Origin of the sequence: Schauerella aestuarii (assembly GCF_009866805.1) — a bacterium.
Taxonomy (GTDB): Bacteria; Pseudomonadota; Gammaproteobacteria; order Burkholderiales; family Burkholderiaceae_B; genus Schauerella; species Schauerella aestuarii.
In genome coordinates this window covers 296876-320930 of record NZ_SIZW01000039.1, presented here as the reverse complement: position 1 = coordinate 320930, position 24055 = coordinate 296876, and the positions used below count along the sequence as shown (strand labels likewise).

General features: G+C 63.0%; 19 protein-coding genes. 13 read left to right on the top strand and 6 right to left on the bottom strand.

What is annotated here, in order from left to right:
- Positions 1-62: 62 nt before the first annotated feature.
- On the bottom strand, positions 63-1220 hold the full coding sequence (gene coxB / locus EYW45_RS04535) for a cytochrome c oxidase subunit II (protein WP_161134171.1): 1158 nt from the start codon (positions 1218-1220) through the stop codon (positions 63-65).
- A gap of 255 nt (positions 1221-1475) precedes the next feature.
- On the opposite strand from coxB, the gene EYW45_RS04530 reads away from it, so the two are divergent.
- Positions 1476-2303 (top strand): NUDIX hydrolase, encoded by an 828-nt coding sequence (locus EYW45_RS04530; protein WP_161134170.1) that lies wholly within the window; start codon positions 1476-1478, stop codon positions 2301-2303.
- Between the two features lie 34 nt (positions 2304-2337).
- On the opposite strand, the gene EYW45_RS04525 is transcribed toward EYW45_RS04530, so the two are convergent.
- Positions 2338-4833 (bottom strand): cation:proton antiporter, encoded by a 2496-nt coding sequence (locus EYW45_RS04525; protein WP_161134169.1) that lies wholly within the window; start codon positions 4831-4833, stop codon positions 2338-2340.
- Positions 4834-5006: 173 nt separating this feature from the next.
- Here EYW45_RS04525 and EYW45_RS04520 point away from each other — a divergent pair, with 173 nt between their 5' ends.
- Positions 5007-5786, top strand: a complete 780-nt coding sequence (locus tag EYW45_RS04520; RefSeq protein WP_328703592.1) for a metallophosphoesterase — start codon at positions 5007-5009, stop codon at positions 5784-5786.
- A 375-nt stretch (positions 5787-6161) separates the two neighbouring features.
- On the opposite strand, the gene rpoH is transcribed toward EYW45_RS04520, so the two are convergent.
- The 4 genes from rpoH to EYW45_RS04500 form a co-directional block, all read right to left on the bottom strand.
- Positions 6162-7046: an RNA polymerase sigma factor RpoH gene (rpoH, locus tag EYW45_RS04515; RefSeq protein ID WP_161134596.1), complete on the bottom strand. Its 885-nt coding sequence runs from the start codon at positions 7044-7046 to the stop codon at positions 6162-6164.
- 135 nt (positions 7047-7181) lie between these two features.
- The gene (locus EYW45_RS04510; RefSeq protein WP_161134168.1) at positions 7182-7871 is read right to left on the bottom strand and encodes a hypothetical protein; all 690 of its coding nucleotides are present in this window, start codon (positions 7869-7871) and stop codon (positions 7182-7184) included.
- A gap of 40 nt (positions 7872-7911) precedes the next feature.
- On the bottom strand, positions 7912-8775 hold the full coding sequence (fghA, locus tag EYW45_RS04505; RefSeq protein ID WP_161134167.1) for an S-formylglutathione hydrolase: 864 nt from the start codon (positions 8773-8775) through the stop codon (positions 7912-7914).
- Positions 8775-9881 (bottom strand): S-(hydroxymethyl)glutathione dehydrogenase/class III alcohol dehydrogenase, encoded by a 1107-nt coding sequence (locus EYW45_RS04500; RefSeq protein WP_161134166.1) that lies wholly within the window; start codon positions 9879-9881, stop codon positions 8775-8777. The genes fghA and EYW45_RS04500 overlap by 1 nt, the downstream gene beginning before the upstream one ends.
- A 128-nt stretch (positions 9882-10009) precedes the next feature.
- Here EYW45_RS04500 and EYW45_RS04495 point away from each other — a divergent pair, with 128 nt between their 5' ends.
- The 11 genes from EYW45_RS04495 to EYW45_RS04445 all read left to right on the top strand — a co-directional run bounded on the left by EYW45_RS04495 (position 10010) and on the right by EYW45_RS04445 (position 24051).
- On the top strand, positions 10010-10720 hold the full coding sequence (locus EYW45_RS04495; RefSeq protein ID WP_161134165.1) for a hypothetical protein: 711 nt from the start codon (positions 10010-10012) through the stop codon (positions 10718-10720).
- 467 nt (positions 10721-11187) lie between these two features.
- Entirely contained in the window at positions 11188-15921 is a 4734-nt protein-coding gene (locus EYW45_RS04490; RefSeq protein ID WP_161134164.1) for a glutamate synthase-related protein, read from the top strand.
- Positions 15922-15932: 11 nt separating this feature from the next.
- Positions 15933-17399 (top strand): glutamate synthase subunit beta, encoded by a 1467-nt coding sequence (locus tag EYW45_RS04485; RefSeq protein WP_161134163.1) that lies wholly within the window; start codon positions 15933-15935, stop codon positions 17397-17399.
- A 127-nt stretch (positions 17400-17526) separates the two neighbouring features.
- Positions 17527-18528 carry a Bug family tripartite tricarboxylate transporter substrate binding protein gene (locus tag EYW45_RS04480; protein WP_407924897.1) on the top strand — a complete coding sequence of 334 codons (1002 nt, stop codon included), beginning with the start codon at positions 17527-17529 and terminating at the stop codon, positions 18526-18528.
- Between the two features lie 61 nt (positions 18529-18589).
- Complete coding sequence (locus tag EYW45_RS04475; protein ID WP_161134162.1) at positions 18590-19426, top strand: ABC transporter ATP-binding protein; 837 nt, start codon at positions 18590-18592, stop codon at positions 19424-19426.
- Positions 19423-20211 carry a lipid asymmetry maintenance ABC transporter permease subunit MlaE gene (mlaE, locus tag EYW45_RS04470; RefSeq protein ID WP_161134161.1) on the top strand — a complete coding sequence of 263 codons (789 nt, stop codon included), beginning with the start codon at positions 19423-19425 and terminating at the stop codon, positions 20209-20211. Before EYW45_RS04475 ends, mlaE begins: the two co-directional genes overlap by 4 nt.
- Before the next feature lie 11 nt (positions 20212-20222).
- Positions 20223-20798, top strand: coding sequence for an outer membrane lipid asymmetry maintenance protein MlaD (mlaD, locus tag EYW45_RS04465; protein ID WP_161134160.1), 576 nt, complete (start codon positions 20223-20225; stop codon positions 20796-20798).
- A 34-nt stretch (positions 20799-20832) separates the two neighbouring features.
- Positions 20833-21651 (top strand): MlaA family lipoprotein, encoded by an 819-nt coding sequence (locus EYW45_RS04460; protein ID WP_161134159.1) that lies wholly within the window; start codon positions 20833-20835, stop codon positions 21649-21651.
- 41 nt (positions 21652-21692) lie between these two features.
- Positions 21693-22322: an MlaC/ttg2D family ABC transporter substrate-binding protein gene (locus EYW45_RS04455; RefSeq protein ID WP_161134158.1), complete on the top strand. Its 630-nt coding sequence runs from the start codon at positions 21693-21695 to the stop codon at positions 22320-22322.
- A gap of 122 nt (positions 22323-22444) precedes the next feature.
- Positions 22445-23242, top strand: a complete 798-nt coding sequence (locus EYW45_RS04450; RefSeq protein WP_161134157.1) for an ABC transporter ATP-binding protein — start codon at positions 22445-22447, stop codon at positions 23240-23242.
- 50 nt (positions 23243-23292) lie between these two features.
- Positions 23293-24051, top strand: a complete 759-nt coding sequence (locus EYW45_RS04445) for an ABC transporter permease (RefSeq protein WP_161134594.1) — start codon at positions 23293-23295, stop codon at positions 24049-24051.
- Positions 24052-24055 lie beyond the last annotated feature (4 nt).

Here is a 24055-nt window from a genome sequence, read left to right as displayed (position 1 = left end):
TCAGTCCATGAAGCCGGCAATCATTTCTATTACTTATGGATGTCGGCGGATGGGGCGCGCACTCAGCGCGCGGCAGTCACGTCGGCAGGCTGCACCACAGGGTCCTGACCCTTGCCCGCATTGCCCCAGGCATTGCGGGTGTACGTAATGGCGGCGGCGATCTCAACATCGTTCAACTGACCGCCGAACGCGGCCATTGCCGTGCCTGGACGGCCGTTGAGCACCGTCTTGATCTGCTCGGCCTTGGGTCCCAGCACGGTTTTGTCTCCGTCCAGTGCCGGGAAAGCGCCGGGCAAACCTTTACCGGTGGCCTGGTGACAGGCCACGCAGTTTGCGCCGTAGACCTGTTCGCCGCGGGCGACCAGTTCTTCTTTGGTCCACTCTTTGGTGGGATCGTCGGCGTTGGCCGACATCAGCTTCTTCTGCTCTTCGGCCCAGGCGTCGTAGTCGGCTTGCGACTTGACCTCGACCACGATCGGCATGAACGCATGATCCTTGCCACAGAGCTCGGCGCACTGACCGCGGAAGAAGCCGGTTTTTTCAGCGCGGAACCAGGTATCCCGCAGGAAGCCGGGGATGGCATCCTGCTTGACGCCGAATTCGGGCACCATCCAGGAGTGGATGACGTCGGCCGCGGTGAGCACGATGCGGACCTTCTTGTCCACCGGCACCACGAGCGGCTTGTCCACTTCCATCAGGTAGAACTCGCCCTTCTCTTCGCGGTTTTCGATCTGCGCGCGCGGCGTGGACAAGGTTGACAGGAACTTGACGCCGTTGGCCGCGCCGTCGATGTATTCGTAGCCCCACTTCCACTGGTAACCCGTGACCTTGACGGTCAGATCGGGGCTGGAGGTGTCCTTCATGGCCACAACCGTGCGCGTGGCGGGCAGTGCCATGGCGATCACGATGATGAAGGGAATGACCGTCCAGGCGACTTCGACGCCGAGATGCTCATGGAAGGTCGCGGCCTTGGCACCACGCGATTTGCGGTGCGCCCAGATCGAGTAGAACATCACGCCGAACACGCCGACGAAGATCACCATACAGATGCTGAGCATCATCCAGTGAAGCCAGACGGCATCGCGCGCAATCGATGTGACGCCTTCGTGCAGGTTCAGCTGATTGACGCGTGGGCCGCCGGGCATGTCTTTGACCTGGGCGACGGCGACGCTGCCAACCAGCAGCGCACAGGTGCCCAGTACCCCTCTCAACTTCTTCATGCTGACCTCGAATTACGGCGCTTTTTTATTTCGTGTTGCGCCGGTGGATGCCGGCGTGTCTCCCCACGGAAGCGCACAATTATTGGACGGCAGGAACGCAAGGCTATAGAGCATCCTCGTAGACCTGCACGAATCACAGCTAAAACGGCAGGATTATAGCGGACAGGCAACGGGAAGTGACGAGCCTCTTGAAGGCGGGCTGAACCGTCCCCATGAGCCAACCCACGTGCCCATCGCATGCACTAAACTCCGGCCATGTCGACTTCACACCCTCTGGCGCGCCGCGACGCGCTCACGGAACTGTACGCCCAATTGAACGCCCGCGCCCAGGAAGCGCCGCCCGAACGCGCCCATAGGCTGTGGATCGGCGGCCAAGTGTGCGGTTGGGCAACGGATGCGGCCTGGGATGCGCTGCGCCAGGTGCCCGGCGTGGTCGCGCAGGACGGCGCGTTGCACATTGGCGCGGCGCTCGCGCCCGGCCCGCAACTCGACGCGCTTCTGGCCGACGTGGCCGATACGATGCGGCAGGCGCAATGCCTGCGCGGCTGGCGTAACGAGTTGCTGGACGTATGCACGGAGGCCGGCGAGGTGATCGGCGCCATCGAACGCGCGGCCTCACGACCCCTGGCGTTGTGTACGCGTGCCGTGCATTTGAATGCCTGGACGCCCGATGGCCGCCTGTGGATCGCCCGCCGCGCGATGAGCAAGTCCACCGACCCAGGCATGTGGGACACCTTGGTGGGCGGCCTGGTCTGCACGGGCGAACCGCTGGACGAAGCACTGGTGCGCGAGTGCGACGAGGAAGCAGGCCTGTCGCCCGAGCATCTCGCCCATCGCTCCCCGCTGCGAACCATCCTGCGCATGCACCGGCGCCTGCCCGAGGGCTACCAGGTTGAAGACGTGCTGGTAAGCGACTGCGTGCTGGCAGCCCATGTGCAACCGGCCAATCGTGACGGCGAGGTCTCCGAGATCATGCATGTGGATGTGGACACCGCCATCGAGATGGTGCAGGCCGGCGAATTCACCCTCGAAGCCGCTCTGGTGATCGTCGAAGACATCATGCGTATCGACGCGGCGGGCTGAAGCGGCGGGTGGCGCTCGCCGCGCCGCCTTTCAATCAGCCCTGCTGCCCCGAAAACTGCCGCCACACCTCGATGGCGCGCAGCCGTTGCTTCGCCACCTTTTCGATCCGTTCGCGCAGATCGGGATCGCGCGCCAGCAGCGCGCGGAAGTCGCGCTCCGAGAGCATCAGCAACCGGCTGTACCCCAGCGAGGTGACGATGGGCACGAGATCCTCCTTGCCCAATAGCGCCAATTCGCCGAAAAACTCGCCGCTGCCAAGCTCGGCATCGGTGCCGTCCGGCAGGTGCACCGTGACCGCGCCGGATGCCACAAAGCACATCTCCATTGCCCCCTTCGACAGAATCGGCTGGTCGGGTAGCGCAAGGCGTGGCCTGAGCAGGCGACTGATGGCGCGCAGCGAATCCGCGCTCAGGCCTTCGAAGAGCGGTACACGCTGAATCAGATCGGCATTGCCGAGCTCGATATCCAGCGGCGGGTGCGTATCGATGTGCCGCCAGCGGTCTTTCAACTGCGCCATCAGATCGGCATAGACCTCGCCGCTGATCAGAAATTGATCGAGCATGTCGCGGTAGCGCATGCGTTCCAGCTCGCGCGCCACGCGGCCCAGATAGCTCTCCTGCAGCCACAGCGCATACGCGGGGTATTGCAGATCGAGGGCCTGGAGGGCGTTTTCGATCATATCCAGCCGCCGCTGGTGGATCTCGACGATGCGTTGCGCAGCGGCCTCGCCGAGCAACGGCTGAATCTGCTCGCGCGTAAAGCTGCACAGGCGCTGCGCGACCGATCGCTTGGTGCGCAGATTGACGAACCGTTGCCCCAGTTCGCGCGCCAGCCAATGCTGGAAGCCAAACATATAGTGCACCCGCAACGCCAGACGAAACCCGCGCGAATACCGCACGTCGTGGGCGATCGCGGCCTCGAAGCCTTCCAGCCCGCCGGTGCGGATGGCGTCTTCGAGACGTTCGGCGCGCGCCAGCAACGTTTCGGCGGTACGCCAGTCGACCAGTTGCGCCTTCAGGATGTCGAAGAACATTTCCGTTTCGCGCTGCGCCACGATGGCCAGGCCCACACTGACGCGTTGCGCTTCGGACATATGCGCCACCTGCGCATCGTGCACACTCGCCAGACTCGCGTCGAATACCGCATGGATGCGCGCCTGCGCCTCTGCGCCGATGTGCTCCCGGGCGGCAATCTCGTCGGTCTTGCCTTGCAGATCTTCGAGCGTGACCGTGAGCGCCTGATTACGAATGGTGCGCTCGATCGACGAGAGCTCGTTCAAACCCAACGTGCGTATCAAGGGCCGCAGGCTGATGCCGTTCACAAACAGCGTCAGCAACACATAACCGGTGGTGGCCACGGCGATGAACTGGCGCGCGTCCTCGGGCACGTTCTGCTGCTCGGTGACGGCCAGCGCCAATGCCAGCGACACCGCGCCGCGCAAGCCGCCCCACAGCATCACGGTTTTGTAGGGGTTACTCACCTTCGTGCCAAACCGCGTCATGCCCAGCAGCGGCAACAAACCGAATACAACGATTGCGCGTGCCACCAGCGTCACGACGAACAACACGCCGATCAGAAACACATCCTGCATCGTGGCATCGGCCATCAATTGCGGAATCAACATGGCCGCAAACAGGAAGATCAGCGAGTTGGCCCAAAAGCCGAACTGGCTCCACGCACTTTCAAGAAACTCGAACGTGGTGGGCGACATGCGCGTACGCCCGGTCGACCCCACCACCAGGCCGGCGATCACCGTGGCGACCACACCCGACACATCCAGGTAATGCTCGGAGACGTAAAACGAGAGATAGGCCAGCGTCAGCGTGAGCGTGATCTCGGCGGTAGGCCAGCCGCGCAGCCAGGAAAACAGATAGCAGGCAATGCGGCCCATGATGAAGCCCGCCAGACCGCCCCCGACGAAGTGAACGATGAAGTCGCCCGCAACATTGCCGGCCGAGACTTTTTCGCCACCACCCACAGCAGCCAGCAGCACGGAGTACAGCGCGATCGAGGCCGCATCGTTGAACAGGCTTTCGCCCTCGACGAGGGTCGTCAGGCGCTTGGGCGCCCCCACTTCCCGAAAGATGCCGACCACCGCGACCGGATCGGTCGTGGCCACGATGGCCCCCAGCAGCAGGCATACCAGCAGACTGTAGGACGACACCAACTGCAGCGCGAAGCCCACGACCACCGTGCACACCAGCACGGCCACGATCGCCATCATGAGGATGGGGCCAATATCATCCATCAGGCGCCGCACGTTCATCGCGAGTGCTGTTTCGAAGAGCAGCACCGGCAGGAAAACCGTGAGAAACGTCTCGGACGAGATCTCGAAGGTTTCGAGCGAATCGAGAAAATAGGCCAACGGCGGCGGCGCCCAGCCGTGCACATGCACGATGATGCCGAGCACGCAGCCGACGATGGCCAACAGCACCGAATACGGCAACTTCAAGCGGCCGGCAAGGGGCGGCATGAAGCACACCAGCGTCAACAAGCCCGCCAGCCCAAAAACAATAAACCCGACATTCATAATCGCGTGTCCAACCTTCCCTGGCTACACAGATCCCCGAGCCAAGGATACGGGATTTTTACGGGCGGCCATGCGCGCGCAGCACGTTTCGTTACGCAGACGGCGGCAGATTCGACGCGACGGCGCCGTTTTTTGAGTAACGTACGTTCCCGAGTCATTTTGCAGGAGCCCGAGTGGCTGCCGACGACCGCCGCCGGGATGCCGGCGCCCCCATATTGCTCGTTCAGATCACCGACTGCCACCTGCTGGCCGACGCGCACGCGGAACTGCGCGGCGTGCTGCCCGAGCACACGCTCGCGCAGGTGTGTGCGCAGATTGCGCGCGACGGGCATCAGCCGGACGTGCTGCTGGTAACGGGCGATATCGCCCATGATGGTTCAGAAGCCGCCTACCGGCGCTTTGCCGAGCGCGTGCAGGCGATGGCGCCCGTGATCCGCGTATTGCCGGGCAACAAGGATGACGGGGCGCAGTTGCGTGCAAGCTTGCGTGACTGGACCCCCAGCGTGACCGATGTGGGCAACTGGCGCATCGTCACGCTCGACTCGACCATTGCCGGTCAGGGCGGCGGCCGCCTGAGCGGCATCGAGTTCGCCAAACTGGACGCTGCCGTGGCGGACGCCGGCGAACGGCACATCCTCGTGGCGCTGCACCACAATCCGGTGCAGACCGACTCCACATTCGACGACCGCATGATGCTCGGCAACGCCCGCATTCTGCTGCAGCATCTGACCGCCTGGAGACAGGCGCGCGTGCTGATGTGGGGCCATGTGCATCAGGCCTTCGATTGCCGGCTCGACAACATGCGGATGCTCACCACCCCCGCCACATCGTTTCAATTCGCGATCCGCGACGGCCAAGTCGTGCAGGATGCGCAATCGCCCGGCTATCGGTGGTTGAAGCTATATGACGACGGATCGATTGCGACGAGCGTGGTGCGCGTGGACGGTAAGTAATGCTCGGCTTTCGCCTGCGGGCACCGGGCTTTCGCACGGGCACGCATCGGCGGCGCCCATAAAAATCGGGGCCCCCTGAGGGGCCCCGCAAGCACCCGTCTCATAGGGGAGGGGAAAGAGGAGAAGCCGAGACGGATGACAAGACAGCAGCGCAAAGCCTGAAGCTCACCACACGCTATCCACATCAAGTTAGGTGGTCTCGGGGGCGTTAAGTTTCCCGTTCCACGAAAAATTTCGGCCCGACTGTGTATCAATTTATGAAGCACCGGCTTCAAGACAAAAAAGTGCTGGTGGGGTCTGTCGCAGCCGGCGACCACCATGCAAAACGGGGATCCCTGGATCCCCGTCGTGGGTGTGCACCCTCGGCACCGCGCCTTATGCTGCCAATGCCACGCGCATTTTCTTCATCGCTGCCGATTCGATCTGACGAATCCGCTCGGCCGACACGCCGAACTCCTGCGCCAACTCGTGCAACGTGGCACCGCCATCGTCCTGCAACCAGCGGGCCTCCACAATGCGACGCGAGCGGTCGTCCAGCCCTTCCAAGGCATGCACCAACCCGGAGCCTTGCAGATCGTCGAACGCACGGCGCTCGAGCACATGTGTTGGCTCTTGCTGACCATCATCGGACAGGTAGGCCGACGGCGAGTAGCTGTCATCGTCATCGTCCTGATTGTCCATGGCCATATCGCGACCGGACAAGCGCACTTCCATCTCGCTGACATCCGTCGGGCGCACATTGAGCGTGCGCGCAATTTCGTCCACCTGCGAGGGATCAAGCGTTTGACCATCCGGACGCATGCTGCGCAGGTTGAAGAACAGCTTGCGCTGCGCCTTCGTGGTCGCCACTTTCACCATGCGCCAGTTGCGGATGATGTATTCGTGAATCTCAGCTTTGATCCAGTGCACGGCGAACGACACCAGGCGCACGCCGCGCTCGGGGTCGAAGCGCTTGACGGCCTTCATCAGGCCCACATTGCCTTCCTGAATCAGGTCGGCGTGCGGCAAGCCATAACCGAGATACTGGCGCGACACGGACACGACCAGTCGCAGGTGCGAGAGCACCAGCTCGCGGGCGGCGTTGACGTCTTCGCTGTCGCGCAGGCGGCGGCCCAACGACGTCTCCTGCTCTTGCGAGAGCATGGGCAGACGGTTGACGGCCGAAATATAGGCGTCGATCGTGCCAAGGGCGCCGGGATTGGCGATCGCCATTGCCAGGGCGTTATTGGACACGGTCAACGAATGCGATGCAGGCTGCATGGTTTGAGCCTCCGAAAAGCAAGCTGTAGTACTCATTGAGTTTATCTTAGCACTCCGCAATTGTGAGTGCTAATAGGACCGTTGCGCCGCACCAAAGTTCACCCGATGGGATTAAATCGAGCGGCGGCTCCAGGCTCAAAATCCGTGCTGCACCAGCCTGAACTTGGTGGCGTCGTCGGCCGGCCGCACAAACAGGGCGCCCCGCGGATCCATGAACACCTGATAACGCGCGCCGTCGAACATCGGCATGTAAGCCCCGCTTCCGAACACCACGTCCACAAACGGCAGCCAATTCGGGAACCTGCGGCGCAGGGTACCCAGATCCGGCACCGTCCAGTCATCGAGGGGATAGACCGTGCGCGTGCCGGTCCGTTCCTGCTCGATATCGCTATAACGTCCCGACACCCGTTCCAGACGATACAGCGGCGGCAAGCCCGCCATCAGCGCCGGCAACCGCCAACGCAGCACCCGGCCTTCGATTTGCCATTGATCGCCGGCGATCGCGTAGTCGCGTGCGCCGACGTGGGGCACCGTGGCCGTCATGGTGTAACGCTGTGGCCCGTCTTCCTTCAACACGATCTGGGCGACCGGCGCATCGTCGGTCAGACGCAGAAACTGGAAAATCGACAGGGCAAGCAGCAGGCACACGCCGCCTAGCGCCAGCAATAGCAAGCCGATGAAACGCCGAATCGGACGAAATCGGAATGTCTTGCGCCCGGCAGCGTCGCGCGGCCCGCCGCGCCCGAACAGCATCATCAATCCCGGCAGAAACACGATAGCCGCTGCCAGAACGACCCACAGGTATGGCGCAAGACCGTTGATCACCGACTGACACTCCGAGGGATGACTGGCCGGTCAGTATAGGTCAGCCGTTTACGCCAAGACGCTCCGCATGAAAGCGGATGTGATCATCCATGAACGTGGAGATGAAGTAGTAGCCGTGGTCGTAATCGGCATGACGGCGCAGTGTGAGCGGCTGGCCGGCGGCAGAACAAGCGGCCGCAAAGGCGTCCGGATGCAGTTGTGTAGGCAGGAATTGGTCGGCTTCACCCTGGTCGATCAGGATGCCGTCGGGATACACCGCTTTCCCCGCCTTTTCGATCAGGGCCGTCGCGTCGTACCGTGCCCATGCGGCACGATCATCGCCGAGATAGCCGCCGAACGCCTTTTCGCCCCACGGACACTGGCTGGGTGCCGCGATTGGCGCAAACGCCGACACCGACCGGTACTGGCCGTTCGTGCGCAAGGCCAGCGTCAACGCGCCGTGGCCACCCATCGAGTGTCCGAAAATGCCGATTCGGGCGGGATCGGCGCCGAGGGTGCCGCACACAAGGGCGTGCAACTCGTCGGTGATGTAGCTGAACATCCGATAGTGCTGCTTCCAGGGATCCTTGGTGGCGTCGAGGTAAAACCCCGCGCCGGTGCCGAAATCCCACGCCTCGTCTTCCCCGGGCACGCCGGCGCCGCGCGGGCTGGTATCGGGCGCAATCAGCATGATCCCGAGCTCGGCGGCCAGCCGCTGCGCGCCGGCCTTGGTCGCGAAAGTCTCCTCGGTGCAGGTAAGCCCGGCCAGATAGATCAGGGCCGGCACTGGTCCATGGGCCGCTTGCGGCGGCACGAACACCGAAAACCGCATCGGCAGTCCGATCTCGGCCGAATCATGACGATAGAAGCGCTGCCAGCCGCCATGACAGCGGTGAGCGCTCAATTGTTCAAGCTTCGCCGCCATCAAAACACCACGACCGAACGGATGGATTCGCCGCTCTTCATCAGGTCGAAGCCGCGGTTGATGTCTTCCAGCTTGAGTGTGTGCGTGATGAGGTCGTCGATGTTGAGCTTGCCTTCCATGTACCAGTCGACGATCTTCGGTACATCGGTGCGGCCGCGAGCGCCGCCGAAAGCCGAGCCCTTCCATTGACGGCCGGTGACCAGCTGAAACGGGCGCGTCGCGATTTCTTCGCCGGCTGCCGCCACACCGATGATGTAGCACTCGCCCCATCCCTTGTGGCAGCACTCGAGCGCCTGACGCATCACCTTGGTGTTGCCGATGCATTCGAACGAATAGTCGGCACCGCCGTCGGTCAATTGCACGATGTGGTCGACCACGTTTTCGACTTCTTTCGGGTTGATGAAGTGCGTCATGCCGAACTTGCGGGCGAGCGCTTCACGTTCCGGATTGAGATCGACACCGATGATCTTGTCTGCACCCACCATCTTGGCGCCCTGGATCACGTTCAGACCGATCCCGCCCAGGCCGAAAACGACCACGTTGGCCCCCGCCTCTACTTGAGCCGAATACACCACGGCGCCCACGCCGGTGGTCACGCCGCAGCCGATGTAGCAGACCTTGTCGAAGGGTGCGTCGTCGCGGATCTTGGCCAGCGCGATCTCGGGCACCACGATGTGGTTCGAGAAGGTGGACGTGCCCATGTAGTGATGGACGGACTTGCCGCCCACCTTGAAGCGCGACGTGCCGTCGGGCATCAGACCCTTGCCCTGCGTGGTGCGGATCGCCTGGCACAAATTGGTTTTGCGCGAGAGGCAGAATTTGCACTGGCGGCACTCGGGGGTATAGAGCGGAATGACGTGGTCGCCGGCCTTCAGCGACGAGACGCCGGGTCCGGTTTCGAGCACGACACCGGCGCCTTCATGGCCCAGGATCGACGGAAAAATACCTTCCGGGTCCGCGCCGGACAGCGTGTAGTAATCGGTGTGGCAAACGCCTGTGGCCTTGATTTCGAGCAGAACTTCGCCCGCCTTGGGACCTTCAAGCTCGACGTCCTCGATCGTGAGGGGCGCGCCGGCCTTCCAAGCGATAGCAGCTTTGGTTTTCATGAGGGTCTCCTGCAAATGGGGGGGTTCTTACCACTGTCCGAGATGGAAAATACAGCAGTAACATTACGCTCAATGTTAACCTGCGCCGTCACGGCTCAAGCCGTCAGCACTCTCAGCCCACACCCATCATGGCACGCCTGCCACGCCTCTATGCCCCAGGACTCCCGCAATTGGTTCAAGCCAATTTTGTGCATCCGTTGGCCACGGCGTCGCAACCCACACCGGCGGATATTCTCAACCCCCTGATGGGCTGGTTGGGCGAGGCCGGTGCCAAGCACAAGGTGGCCGTGCATGGCTGGCTGCTCGCCACCGATCGCATCTTGCTGCTCGCCACGCCCACCGATGAAGACGGCTTGCCGCGCCTGATGCAGACGTTGGGGCGCAATCTCGCTGCCCGGCTGCGCAGCGGGCGCGTGTTTGCCGGGCGTTATCGTTCGGCTTTGATCGAACCCGGCACCTGGGTATTGCCTGCGCTGGTCTGGCTCGAAACCTATCCTGCGCGTGCGCAACCGCCCCACGATCCAGAAAACTGGCCCTGGTCATCGGCGGCCGGACACACCGGTGGTCTGCACAGTGCTTCGCACTGGCTGGCCGACCACGCCGACTATTGGGCGTGCGGCAATACGCCTTTCGATCGCCAGGCCAATTATCGCCGTCGCCTGGCCGAAGGCCTGTCCCGCAGCGATCTCGCACGCATCGATCAGGCCGTGCTCGGTCAATGGGCCCTTGGCGGCGCGTCCTTCATCGACAGCCTTTCTCATGTGGCCAGCCGCCGCGTCGCCCCTGGCCGACGCGGCCGCCCGCCCAAGAAGCCACCCATCGATCTGCCGGCGGCCTGAAGGTTTGAAGGTCTGAAGGTTTGAAGGTCTGAAGGTCTGAAGGTCTGAAGGTCTGAAGGTCTGAAAGCAATTTCCATCAACGCCTTCGATCGCGGTTCGCTTGGAGCGGACGCCTGCCACTCACCTGTCGCTTGTCGCACCAATTGCCGGTTTTAGTGGCTTATCGCTTGGCGCCTGCCGTTTGCCGTTTGCCGTTTGCCGTAGCCGTTGGCCATTTGCGCTTCCAGCTATCGCTTGTGTCGTCGACGCTCTGCCACACCAGAGCGAGACTGGCGTCGAGCCGCTGTCAGGGAAACCCCTTCAGCGACAATGCCTTGAATGATGCGTCCCTATTAATATTCTCAGGTGCAGACCGAATATTAAATTAGGGTCGCACCCCTTTTATTGTTCTTGCGCAGGGGGAAAGCTGGGATTATCGTTGCCCCCTGCACTGCACCATTCCCGTACCCCGCCCAGCGGAGATCGCTATGTCCAAAGATTCCTGTAGTCCTGTTGTTGCCGCCCCCATCGATGCCACGCGCATCGGTCTGGCGCCGCGCGCGCAAGGGCTTTACCACCCGAAGAACGAACACGATGGCTGCGGCGTGGGCTTCGTCGCCCACATCAAGGGCCGCAAGACGCACGCGATCGTTCAACAAGGCTTGAAAATCCTCGAGAACCTCGACCATCGGGGCGCCGTGGGCGCCGACAAGCTGATGGGCGACGGTGCAGGCATCCTGATCCAGATTCCCGACGCCCTCTATCGCGAAGAAATGACCGCGCAGGACGTGCGCCTGCCGCCGCCCGGCGAATACGGCGTGGCAATGGTGTTTCTGCCCAAGGAAACCGCCTCGCGCCTGGCGTGCGAGCAGGAGCTTGAACGCGCCGTGCGCGCCGAAGGCCAGGTGGTGCTCGGCTGGCGCGATGTGCCGGTCGACCGCGATATGCCGATGTCGCCCACCGTACGCGACTGCGAGCCCGTGATTCGCCAGCTGTTCATTGGCCGCGGCGCCGACGTGATGGTGCCGGATGCGCTGGAGCGCAAGCTTTACGTCATCCGCAAAACGGCCAGCCACGCCATCCAGGCGATGAAGCTTGCGCATGGCAAGGAATACTTCGTGCCTTCAGCGTCCGTGCGCACCGTGGTCTACAAGGGCCTGCTGCTGGCCGACCAGGTGGGCCGCTACTACCGCGACCTGGCCGATACGCGCACGATCAGCGCCGTGGCCCTGGTGCATCAACGCTTTTCGACCAACACGTTCCCGGCCTGGCCGCTCGCCCACCCGTATCGCATGATCGCCCACAACGGCGAAATCAACACGGTGAAGGGCAACTTCAACTGGCTGCGCGCCCGAGAAGGCATGATGCAGTCGGCCGTGCTGGGCGACGACCTCAAAAAGCTGTACCCGATCGTCTATGAGGGCCAGTCCGATACGGCAACGTTCGACAACTGCCTCGAATTGCTTGTGAACTCCGGCTATTCGCTGGCCCACGCCATGATGATGATGATTCCCGAAGCCTGGGAACAGCATGCGCAGATGGACGAAAGCCGCCGGGCGTTCTATGAGTATCACGCCGCCATGATGGAGCCGTGGGACGGCCCGGCCGCCGTCGCCTTTACCGATGGCCGCCAGATCGGTGCCACGCTGGATCGCAACGGCTTGCGCCCCGCCCGCTACCTCATCACCGACGACGACCTCGTCATCATGGCGTCGGAAGCCGGCACGCTCAGCGTGCCCGAGCATCGCATCGTGAAGAAGTGGCGTCTGCAGCCGGGCAAGATGTTCCTGATCGACCTGGAACTCGGCCGCATTATCGAAGATGCCGATATCAAGGCGCAGTTGGCGAATACCCGCCCGTACCGCCAATGGATCGAGCGTCTGCGCATCAAACTCGAAAGCCTGCCGGCCCCCAAGTCGCAAGCGCCCGACCCCACGCGCTCGAGCGTATCGCTGCTGGATCGCCAGCAGGCCTTCGGCTGGACGCAGGAAGACTACAAATTCATCCTCGAACCGATGGCGCAGTCGGGCGAAGAAGTGATCGGCTCGATGGGCAACGACGCGCCGCTGGCCGTGCTGTCCAATCGTCCGAAGCCTTTCTATAACTACTTCCGCCAAATGTTTGCACAGGTGACCAACCCGCCGATCGATCCGATCCGCGAGCAGATGGTCATGTCGCTGGTGTCGTTCATCGGCCCCAAGCCCAACCTGCTGGACATCAACAACGTCAACCCGCCGCTGCGCCTGGAAGTCGCGCAACCGGTGCTGGACGTGGCCGCCATGGCGCAAATCCGCGACATCGAACAGGTCACGAGCTATAAATTCCGCAGCCACGAACTCGATATCACCTACCCCGCCGCCTGGGGCTCGGAAGGCATCGAAGCGCATGTGGCTGCCCTGTGCTCGCGCGCAGTCGACGCGGTACAAAGCGGCTACAACATCCTGATCGTGTCCGATCGCCTGATCGACAGCGAGCGTGTGGCGATTCCGGCGCTTTTGGCCACCTCAGCCGTGCACCAGCACCTGATCCGCGCCGGCCTGCGCACCAATACCGGCCTGATCGTCGAGACCGGCTCGGCCCGCGAAGTGCACCACTTCGCCCTGCTCGGCGGTTTCGGCGCCGAAGCCATCCACCCCTACCTCGCCTTGCAGTCGCTGGCCGAGATGGCCGACCCCGAGAAGGCGGTCAAGAACTACATCAAGGCGGTCGGCAAGGGCCTGAACAAGGTCATGTCCAAAATGGGCATCTCGACCTACATGTCCTATACCGGCGCGCAGATCTTCGAAGCGGTGGGCCTGCAAAGCGCACTGATCGACAAGTACTTCACCGGCACCTCGACCAATATCGAAGGCATCGACATCTTCCAGGTGGCCGAAGAAGCGCTGCGTGCGCATCGCGCCGCCTTCAGTGCCGACCCCGTGCTGGCCAACGATCTGGACGCGGGCGGCGAGTATGCCTTCCGCGTGCGCGGCGAAGAGCACATGTGGACGCCCGACTCGATCGCGAAGTTGCAGCACGCCACGCGCGCCAACAACTACCGTACCTATAAAGAGTACGCCCAGCTCATCAACGACCAAAGCCGCCGTCACATGACGCTGCGCGGTCTGTTCGAGTTCAAATTCGATCCCACCCGCGCCATTCCGCTGGATGAGGTCGAGTCGGCCAAGGATATCGTCAAGCGTTTTGCCACCGGCGCGATGTCGTTGGGCTCGATCTCGACCGAAGCGCACTCGGTACTGGCCGTGGCCATGAACCGCATCGGCGGCAAGTCCAATACGGGCGAAGGCGGCGAGGACGAAGCACGCTACCGCGATGAAATGCGCGAAGGCAAGAGCACCATCAAGGATGGCGATACGCTCGCCTCCGTGCTGGGTAGCGACCGCATCGAGGCCGACGTGCCGCTGATGGCGGGCGACTCGATGCGCTCCAAGATCAAGCAGGTCGCGTCGGGCCGGTTCGGCGTCTCCGCCGAATACCTCACCAGCGCCGATCAGATCCAGATCAAGATGGCACAAGGCGCCAAACCTGGCGAAGGTGGTCAGTTGCCCGGCCACAAGGTCACCGACTATATCGCCAAGCTGCGTTATTCGGTGCCGGGCGTGGGTCTGATTTCGCCGCCGCCGCACCACGACATCTATTCCATCGAAGATCTGGCACAGCTCATTCACGACCTGAAGAACGTCAATAGCCGCGCCTCGATCTCGGTCAAGCTCGTGTCCGAAGTGGGCGTGGGCACCGTGGCCGCCGGGGTGGCCAAGGCCAAGGCGGATCACGTCGTGATCGCTGGGCACGACGGCGGCACGGGTGCATCGCCGGTGTCGTCCATCAAGCACGTGGGCACGCCTTGGGAACTGGGCCTGGCCGAAACGCAGCAAACATTGGTGCTCAACCGCCTGCGCAGCCGCATCCGCGTGCAGGCCGACGGCCAGATGAAGACCGGTCGCGACGTGGTGATCGGCGCCCTGCTGGGGGCCGACGAGTTCGGTTTCGCGACCGCGCCGCTGGTCGTCGAAGGGTGCATCATGATGCGCAAATGCCACCTGAACACCTGCCCCGTGGGCGTGGCCACGCAAGATCCCATCTTGCGCAAGAAATTCCAGGGCAAGCCCGAGCACGTGGTCAATTACTTCTTCTTCATTGCCGAAGAAGTGCGCGAAATCATGGCGCAACTGGGCATTCGCAAGTTCGACGACCTCATCGGCCGCGCGGACCTGCTCGACACCCGCCAGAGCATCGAGCACTGGAAGGCGAGCGGTCTGGACTTCTCGCGCGTGTTCTACCAAGCCGAATCCGACACGCCGGTGCGTCAGGTCGAAACGCAGGATCATGGCCTGGCCAATGCACTGGATCTGCAACTGATCGAACGCTGCAAGCCGGCGATCGAGCGCGGCGAAAAAGTGTCGTTCATCACGCCCGTGCGCAACCGCAACCGGACGGTCGGCGGCATGCTGTCGGGCGCGGTGGCGCAGCGTTACGGCCACGATGGTTTGCCCGACGACACGATTCACATCCAGTTGAACGGCACGGCCGGCCAGAGCTTCGGCGCGTTCCTCGCGCACGGCATCACGCTGGATCTGGTGGGCGAAGGCAACGATTACGTCGGCAAGGGCCTGTCGGGCGGCCGCATCATCGTGCGCTCGCCCAACGACTTCCGCGGCTTCGGCCCGGAGCACATCATCGCCGGCAATACGGTGTTGTACGGTGCGTTGTCGGGTGAGGCGTTCTTCAACGGCGTCGCCGGTGAACGCTTCGCCGTGCGCAACTCGGGGGCGGCCACCGTCGTCGAAGGCACGGGCGACCACGGCTGCGAATACATGACGGGCGGCACGGTAGTCGTGCTGGGCGCCACGGGCCGCAACTTCGCAGCCGGCATGTCCGGCGGCGTGGCTTACGTGTGGGATCCCGAGCGCCAGATGCGTCACAACTGCAACCTGGCAATGGTTGAACTCGAAGGCGTGGCGCCGCGCACCGAGCAGGAGTCGCAAGACAATCGCGAGGGCTGGCACAGCGCGCAACGCGGCGGCGAACGCGAGACCGACGAGGCCATTCTGTACCGCTTGATCGAAGATCATTTCCGCTACACCGGCAGCTTCCGGGCGCGGGAAATCCTGGGCGACTGGGAAACGGCGCGCGGCAAATTCGTCAAGGTGATGCCGACGGAATACCGTCGCGCGTTGGGTGAAATGTGGCGTGCGGCCAATCCGCAGAAAATCGCCGCCTGAGGACTGAGAACATGGGCAAAATTACCGGATTTCTCGAGCACAAGCGTCTGAAGGAGGCCGCCGAGGCCCCGCAGAAACGCTTGAAGAACTGGCGCGAATTCGTGCTGCACCTGACCGACGACGAGTCCAAGCAGCAGGCCGCACGCTGCATGGATTGCGGCATTCCGTTTTGCAACAACGGCTGCCCGGTCAACAACATCATTCCCGACTGGAACGATCTGGTCTATCGGCAGGAGTGGAAGCGTGCGCTGGATGTGCTGCACTCGACCAACAACTTCCCCGAGTTCACCGGCCGGATTTGTCCGGCGCCGTGTGAAGCCGCCTGTACGTTGAACATCAACAGCGACGCGGTCGGCATCAAGTCGATCGAGCACGCGATCATCGACAAGGGCTGGGCCGAGGGCTGGGTATTGCCCCAGGTGCCCACCCGAAAGACGGGCAAGAAAGTGGCCGTGGTCGGCTCAGGCCCGGCCGGCATGGCCTGCGCGCAGCAATTGGCGCGCGCCGGGCACGCCGTCACGCTGTTCGAGAAAAGCGATCGCATCGGCGGCCTGCTGCGTTATGGCATCCCCGACTTCAAGCTCGAGAAAACGCAGATCGATCGCCGCATCTCGCAGATGGAAGCCGAGGGCGTCGAGTTCGAACCCTCCACCTACATCGGCCAGCCCGGCGATGCAGGCAGCGATGGCCTGACCGTGCGCACACCGGCGTCGTTGATGGACGAATTCGACGCGGTGGTGATGTCGGGCGGCTCCGAAACGCCGCGCGACCTGCCGGTGCCCGGCCGCGAGCTCGATGGCGTCTACTACGCGATGGACTTCCTGCGTCAGCAGAACAAGGCCGTCGCCGGTGATCGCCTGACCAACCAGACGCTGGCCAAGGGCAAGCACGTGGTGGTGATCGGCGGTGGCGATACGGGCTCCGATTGCGTGGGCACGAGCAACCGCCACGGCGCGGCCTCCGTCACGCAATTCGAACTGATGCCGCAGCCGCCGGAGAGCGAAAACAAGGAAATGACATGGCCGTACTGGCCCGCCAAGCTGCGCACCTCGTCCTCTCATGAAGAAGGCTGCGAGCGTGATTGGGCGGTAACCACGAAGTCGCTCGAGGGCGCCGATGGCAAGGTCAAGAAGCTGATCGGCGCGCGCGTCGAGTGGTTCAAGGACGACGCGACCGGCCAGATGAAGATGCGCGAAGTGGAAGGCTCCGAGTTCGAGATCAAGGCCGATCTGGTGTTGCTGGCCATGGGTTTCGTTTCGCCCACCGCGCACGTGCTCGATTCGTTCGGCGTCGAACGCGATGCGCGCGGCAACGTGCGCGCCAATACCGACGACTACCGCACGAGCGTGGACGGCTTGTTTGCCGCCGGCGACATGCGCCGCGGGCAATCGCTGGTGGTGTGGGCGATCCGTGAAGGCCGTCAGTGCGCACGTTCGGTCGACGAATATCTGATGGGCGCGAGCGATTTGCCGCGTTAAGGCAGACGCACGCAGCGGGTCGGCTCCCGCAGCCGTTTTACCGGCCGCAGCGTCTTTTCGCTGCGGCCGTTTTGGTTTTTACCCGTTCAGGGTTTTTTACCCGCTCAAGGGATAAGGAAGAGACACCATGACCGTATTGCCCTCCCCGATGCGCCGCGCGCTGGCCGCCACATTGAGCGTGGCCGGCCTCACCGCCGCGCTCGCCGTCGCCCCCGCGCATGCCGCCGATCCGTGGCCCAACAAACCGATTACGTTGATCGTGCCGTACGCCGCAGGCGGCTTTGCCGACACGCGCGTGCGGCTGCTGGCGCGCAAGCTGGGTGATTCGCTCGGCCAGCCCGTCGTGATCGAAAACAAGGCTGGCGCGGGCGGTGTGGTGGGTACCAACCTGATCGCCAAGGCCGCACCCGATGGCTACACGATCGGCACCGGCAATCTGGCGCCCATGGCGGTCAACCCCAGCCTGATGCCGTCGATGTCGTACGATCCGATCAAGGATCTGGCGCCGATCATCCTGATCGAAAACAGCCCCCTGGTATTGAGCGTGGGCAACGAGGTGAAAGCGCAGTCGCTGGCCGACGTGATCGCGCTGGCCAAGAAAGATCCCGGCAAGCTCACCTTTGGATCTTCGGGTGTGGGCGGCGCACATCATTTGTCCGGCGAAATGTTTCGCGAGCAAGCCGGCATCGACATCGTCCACGTGCCGTACAAAGGCGGCAGTCTGGCGGCCACCGATCTGATGGGCGGCCACATCACGATGATGTTCGAGATGGGCTATTCCGCCTTGCCCGCCATTCAGGGCAAAAAGATTCATCCGATCGCCGTCACCTCCGCCAAGCGCCTGGCGGTGTTGCCGGACGTGCCGACGATGGCCGAATCGGGATTGCCGCAATTCGAGTCGTATAACTGGCAAGGGATTGTGGCGCCTGCTGGAACGCCGCGTCCTATCATCGACAAGCTCAACAGCGAGTTGAACGCCATCCTCAAGGACCCGGAAGTGGTCAAAGCCATTGCCGACACGGGCAGTCAGGCCGGCGGCGGCACCCCGGAAGACTTCGGCGCCTTCATCAAGACCGAGACCGCGAAATGGGCCGAAGTGATCAAGGCCGGTAACATCACGTTGCAATAACTCCCTATCGGAAGATAGGTTCGCTTGAGGGCACGTTACACTAGCGCCTTTGCGCGTGCTTATGCCCCCTCGACAGCCTCCCTCATCCGATCTCGTCCTCCGGCTCGACAACGTCTCGCTCGGCTACGGTGCCTTCACCGTGCTGCGGGACGTATCGATAACGGTCGCACGCGGTCAGGTCGTCGCGGTGATGGGTGGCTCGGGCTCGGGCAAGACCACCATGCTGCGCGCGGCCACCGGCCAATTGCTGGCGCAAGCGGGTACGGTCGAGGCCTTCGGCCAGGACATCGCGGCCGCCACCCCTGTCCAACTGCGCGATCTGCGGCAACGCATGGGCGTGCTGTTTCAGCAGGGGGCACTCTTCACCGATCTGATCGTCTTTGAAAACGTGGCGTTTCCGCTCCGTGAGCACACCACGTTGAGCGAACGCGAGATCACCGCCAAGGTGCTCGATACGCTGGACGCCGTGGGACTGCGCGCTGCCGCGCATTTGCGCGTCGCTGAGATTTCAGGCGGTATGGCCCGGCGTGTCGCGCTGGCGCGCGCCGTAGTGCTCGAGCCCGAATTGATCTTGTATGACGAGCCCTTCGCCGGCCTCGATCCGATCTCGCTCGGCATCACCGCACGCCTCATCCGCAGTCTGTCCGATCGGCTGGGCTGCGCATCCGTGCTGATCACGCACGATATCGAAGAGTCCTTTGCGATCGCCGATCAGGTGTATCTCGTGGGTCAAGGCAAGCTCGCGGCGTCGGGCAAGCCGGCCGATCTGACCGCATCCACCGATCCCTACGTGCGCCAGTTTCTCGACGGCGCGCCGGACGGTCCGGTGGCCTTCCAATATCAAGAAACTCCTGCCTTTACGCAGTGGTTGTCGCGTCAGGAGGGTCGCCGTTCATGAGCGGACCCGTACATGCCATTGCCCGCGTGGGCGGCTGGGTGCGCGAAAGCGTTTCCGGTCTCGGCACCTTCACCCGCTTCTTTTTTGCGCTCTTGGCTCGCTCGGGCATTGCCTTCAAGCGCCCGCGTCTGGTGTCGCAGCAGATTCATTTCATCGGCAACTATTCGCTGCTGATCATCGCGGTGTCCGGCCTGTTCGTCGGCTTTGTGCTGGGCCTGCAGGGCTACTACACGCTCAATCGCTACGGTTCGGAAGAGGCACTTGGCCTGCTGGTCGCCTTGTCGCTGGTACGCGAGCTGGGCCCGGTGGTGACCGCGCTGCTGTTTGCCGGTCGCGCCGGCACGTCGCTGACGGCCGAGATCGGCCTGATGAAAGCGGGCGAGCAGCTTTCCGCCATGGAAGTGATGGCCGTCGATCCGATGCGCCGCGTGCTGGTGCCGCGCCTGTGGGCGGGTCTTATTGCCATGCCGGTGCTGGCCGCTGTGTTTTCGATGGTGGGCATCCTGGGTGGCTACATCGTTGGCGTGCAGATGATCGGCGTGGATGAAGGCGCGTTCTGGTCGCAGATGCAAAATGGCGTCGACGTCTGGGACGACGTCGCCAATGGCGTATTGAAAAGCGTGGTGTTCGGCATTGCCGTCACCCTGGTCGCACTCTATGAAGGGTGGCAGGCCAAACCGACGCCCGAAGGCGTCGCTCGCGCAACCACGCGCACCGTCGTGGTGAGCTCCCTGGCCGTCCTTGGCCTGGACTTCCTGCTCACCGCGTTGATGTTTGGGAATTAAACGGATCCATCATGTCTCGTGAAAAAACCGATTTCTGGGTAGGGTTGTTCGTCCTGTTGGGCGCAGCCGCCATCGTGTTTCTGGCGCTGCGCGCCGGCAACTTGAGCACCTTTTCGTTCGCACCCACGTACGCCATCAGCGCCAATTTCGACAACATCGGCGGCCTCAAACCGCGGGCTGCAGTCAAGAGCGGCGGCGTGACCATCGGTCGTGTCAAAGACATCTCGTTTGACAACCAGATGTTTCAGGCGGTCGTGACGATGGATATGGACGAACAGTACAAATTCCCCACGGATTCCTCGGCGTCCATTCTGACGTCGGGTTTGCTGGGCGAACAGTACATCGGCCTCGTGCCCGGCGGCGAAGAAGAAAACTTTGCCGCAGGCGACAAAATCCGCTATACACAGAGTGCTGTCGTACTCGAAAATTTGATCAGCAAATTCTTGTACGGTACGGCCGAAAACCAAGGAACGGGCACGTCGGATCCGGCCGCGCAAGCGCCGGCAGGCGCCGCGCCCGCGACCGCCACACCGGCCCCGGCCGCTTCGCCTGTTCCCGCAGGCGCGGCCAAGCCCGCAGCACCCTGACCCTCCGATCGCCCTTCTCACGCTCATAAGAATCATGAACACGACCTCCCTGACTCGCCTGGCCGCTAGCATTGCTGCGGGAAGCCTGCTGGCCGGCTGCGCCGCCACTCAGAACCCCACGCCCAGCGATCCTTGGGAAGGCTTCAACCGCCAGGTCTACTCGTTCAACGATTCGGTCGACACGGTGATCCTGCGTCCCGTAGCGAGCGCGTACAACTACGTGACGCCGCAACCCGTGCGCAGTTGTATCAACAACATGTTCAGCAACGTGGGCGATCTGTGGTCGGCCACCAACAGTTTCCTGCAAGGCCGCGGTCACGACTTCGTCAACACCCTTGGCCGTTTCCTGTTCAATACGACGATGGGTGTGGGCGGGTGCTTCGACGTTGCATCCACCACCGGCGCCAACAAGATCCCCAACGACTTCGGCGTAACGCTGGGTGTGTGGGGCTTCGGCCAGGGTCCTTATGTCGTGCTGCCGATTCTCGGCCCCAGCACCGTGCGTGACGGCGTCGGCCGCGTCGGCGATTTCGCCGGCAACATCGCCAGCGTGGGTCACATCGAAAACGTCCGCCTGCGCAACTCGTTGTGGGGCCTGCAAGTGGTCGACACGCGCGCCGCATTGATTCCCACCACCGACCTCATCGAACGCACGGCGCTCGACCCGTACAGCTTCGTGCGCGACGCTTATCTGCAGCGTCGCAATGCGCAAGTGCTCGGCCGCGATGCGCCGGCCGACAGCAATCTGCCCGATTACTCCATCGAGGACGACGAAGCACAGTCGCCCGCGGTGCCCGGCCAGCCCGGTCCTGCCACGGGCGGACCCAAGACGCCGGTGCCGGCGGCACGATAATTGTGACCGCGGCTATTTCCAAGCTAAGGAGTCAACGCAATATGCAGTTCACATTACTCTCGCAAATCAAGCGCTTTTGCGCCCTGGGCTTTCTCGGTCTGGCCCTGGCGGCCACGGCGCAAGCCAAGCCCGATCCCAATGGCGCGCCCGACAAGTTCGTGCAGGACGCCGCCAATGAAGCCCTCGACGTGCTGAAGTCCGATGCACAATTGCGTTCGGGCGACCTCAACCGCGTGAATCAGGCGGTCGACCAGCACATCCTGCCGTACGTCAATTTCGAGAAGACGACGCGTCTGGCCGCCGGCCGCTACTGGCGCCAGGCCTCGGCCGACCAGCAGCAACGTCTGGCTCAGGCGTTTCGCGGCACGCTGGTGCGCACCTATAGCGGCGCGCTCACCCGCGTCAATCAGCAGACGAAGATCGCCATGCTGCCGTTCCGCGGTGACGCAAACGCCAAGGATGTGGTCGTCAGCTCGACGATTTCGCAGCCCAACGACCAACCGGTGCGCGTCGATTACCGCCTGGAAAAGACGGCGCAAGGCTGGAAGATCTACGACATCAACGTCGAAGGGATCTGGCTGATCGAGAACTACCGCAACCAGTTTGCGCAGCAGATCAATCAGAACGGCGTCGACGGTCTGATCAACGCGCTGAATCAACGTAATCAGTAATGCGGTCCGGCGGCGGGCGCGTGCGTCCCGCCGCTTTCACATCCCCACGTTAGGGCTTTGGTTGGCCGGCGCTCTATAATCGTCAATTCGCTCCGACTCGGAGCGGCCCCCATCCCCGCCCTATGTCTCCCGCCGTCCGTCTCGATCACGTCTCCAAAACCTATGCCCCCCGCTCCGTGGGTTGGCGCAGTATTTTGGGCAAACGTCCCGCCCCTGGATTCACCGCGCTCAACGATGTCAGCCTCTCGGTTGAACACGGGGAGTTCTTCGGCTTGCTCGGCCCCAACGGCGCCGGCAAGACCACGATGATTTCGGTGCTGGCAGGCCTCGCGGCCGCCACCAAGGGCACTGCAAGCGTCTGCGGCTACGACGTCGTCTCCGACTACCGGATGGCGCGCCGCTCGCTGGGCGTGGTGCCGCAGGAGCTCGTGTACGACCCCTTTTTCTCGGTGCGCGAAACGCTGCGCATCCAGTCGGGCTACTTTGGGCTGCGCAAGAATGACGACTGGATCGACGAGATCCTGTTCAATCTGGGCTTGTCCGACAAGGCCGATACCAATATGCGCGCGCTGTCCGGCGGCATGAAGCGCCGGGTGCTGGTCGCCCAGGCGCTCGTGCATCGCCCCCCGGTGATCGTGCTCGACGAACCCACCGCCGGCGTGGACGTCGATCTGCGGCGCACGCTCTGGGAATTCATTTCCCGTCTGAATAAAGCGGGCCATACCATCGTGCTCACCACGCACTATCTCGAAGAAGCCGAAGCACTCTGTAATCGCATTGCCATGCTCAAGCGTGGCCGCATCGTCGCGCTCGATACCACGCAGGGCCTGGTGGATCAGTTCGGCGGTGCGGATCTCGAGGATGCCTTCGTGCGCATCATGCGCCGCGACGAAACGGATCTGGCGGAGGTGGCCCTGTGAAAGCGCCCCTCGCTCCCGCCGATCGTCCCATCGTCGCGCCCCGCACCGATATGGGTTCGGGCTTTCCCACGCTGCTGCGCAAGGAATTGCTGCGCTTCTGGAAGGTGAGTTTTCAGACGATCGCCGCCCCCGTCATCACGGCGCTGCTCTATCTGATGATCTTCGCCCAGGTGCTGCAGGATCGCGTCCAGGTGTACGGCTCGGTGCCCTACACCTCGTTCCTCATCCCGGGCTTGATGATGATGAGCATGCTGCAGAACGCATTCTCCAATCCATCGTCGTCGCTCATCCAGAGCCGCATCACCGGCAATCTGGTGTTCATGCTGCTGCCGCCGCTGTCGCACCGCGAAATCTTCGCCGCCTATGTGCTGGCGGGCGTGGTGCGCGGGCTGGCCGTGGGCCTGTGCGTGTGGGCCGTGGCGCTGTTCTTCGTGACGCTGCCGCCCACCCATCCGGGCTGGATCATCGCGTTCGCCATCATGTCGTGCGGCATCATGGCTGTGCTGGGCCTGCTGGCCGGCCTGTGGAGCGAGAAATTCGACCAGTTGGCGGCGTTTCAGAATTTCCTGATCATGCCGGCCACGTTCCTGTCGGGCGTGTTCTATTCGATTCACACGCTGCCGGCCTTCTGGCAGGCGGTGTCGCACTACAACCCCATTTTCTACACGATCGACGGCTTCCGGTACGGCTTCTTTTCCGTCTCCGATGTGTCGCCCTGGCGCAGTCTCGCCGTGGTGACCGCCGTCTTCATCGTTTTGTCTTTCGCCACGCTGCGCCTCTTGGCCAGCGGCTATAAATTGAGGAGCTGACGCG

What these genes read in the sequence shown, in the direction of transcription:
- mlaE (WP_161134161.1), top strand. Translation starts at nt 19,423, where the DNA reads ATGAGCGGACCCGTACATGCCATTGCCCGCGTGGGCGGCTGGGTGCGC.
- EYW45_RS04500 (WP_161134166.1), bottom strand. Translation starts at nt 9,881, where the DNA reads ATGAAAACCAAAGCTGCTATCGCTTGGAAGGCCGGCGCGCCCCTCACG.
- fghA (WP_161134167.1), bottom strand. Translation starts at nt 8,775, where the DNA reads ATGGCGGCGAAGCTTGAACAATTGAGCGCTCACCGCTGTCATGGCGGC.
- EYW45_RS04455 (WP_161134158.1), top strand. Translation starts at nt 21,693, where the DNA reads ATGCAGTTCACATTACTCTCGCAAATCAAGCGCTTTTGCGCCCTGGGC.
- EYW45_RS04490 (WP_161134164.1), top strand. Translation starts at nt 11,188, where the DNA reads ATGTCCAAAGATTCCTGTAGTCCTGTTGTTGCCGCCCCCATCGATGCC.
- EYW45_RS04530 (WP_161134170.1), top strand. Translation starts at nt 1,476, where the DNA reads ATGTCGACTTCACACCCTCTGGCGCGCCGCGACGCGCTCACGGAACTG.
- EYW45_RS04525 (WP_161134169.1), bottom strand. Translation starts at nt 4,833, where the DNA reads ATGAATGTCGGGTTTATTGTTTTTGGGCTGGCGGGCTTGTTGACGCTG.
- rpoH (WP_161134596.1), bottom strand. Translation starts at nt 7,046, where the DNA reads ATGCAGCCTGCATCGCATTCGTTGACCGTGTCCAATAACGCCCTGGCA.
- EYW45_RS04460 (WP_161134159.1), top strand. Translation starts at nt 20,833, where the DNA reads ATGAACACGACCTCCCTGACTCGCCTGGCCGCTAGCATTGCTGCGGGA.
- EYW45_RS04450 (WP_161134157.1), top strand. Translation starts at nt 22,445, where the DNA reads ATGTCTCCCGCCGTCCGTCTCGATCACGTCTCCAAAACCTATGCCCCC.
- EYW45_RS04485 (WP_161134163.1), top strand. Translation starts at nt 15,933, where the DNA reads ATGGGCAAAATTACCGGATTTCTCGAGCACAAGCGTCTGAAGGAGGCC.
- EYW45_RS04480 (WP_407924897.1), top strand. Translation starts at nt 17,527, where the DNA reads ATGACCGTATTGCCCTCCCCGATGCGCCGCGCGCTGGCCGCCACATTG.
- coxB (WP_161134171.1), bottom strand. Translation starts at nt 1,220, where the DNA reads ATGAAGAAGTTGAGAGGGGTACTGGGCACCTGTGCGCTGCTGGTTGGC.
- mlaD (WP_161134160.1), top strand. Translation starts at nt 20,223, where the DNA reads ATGTCTCGTGAAAAAACCGATTTCTGGGTAGGGTTGTTCGTCCTGTTG.
- EYW45_RS04475 (WP_161134162.1), top strand. Translation starts at nt 18,590, where the DNA reads ATGCCCCCTCGACAGCCTCCCTCATCCGATCTCGTCCTCCGGCTCGAC.
- EYW45_RS04495 (WP_161134165.1), top strand. Translation starts at nt 10,010, where the DNA reads ATGGCACGCCTGCCACGCCTCTATGCCCCAGGACTCCCGCAATTGGTT.
- EYW45_RS04445 (WP_161134594.1), top strand. Translation starts at nt 23,293, where the DNA reads ATGGGTTCGGGCTTTCCCACGCTGCTGCGCAAGGAATTGCTGCGCTTC.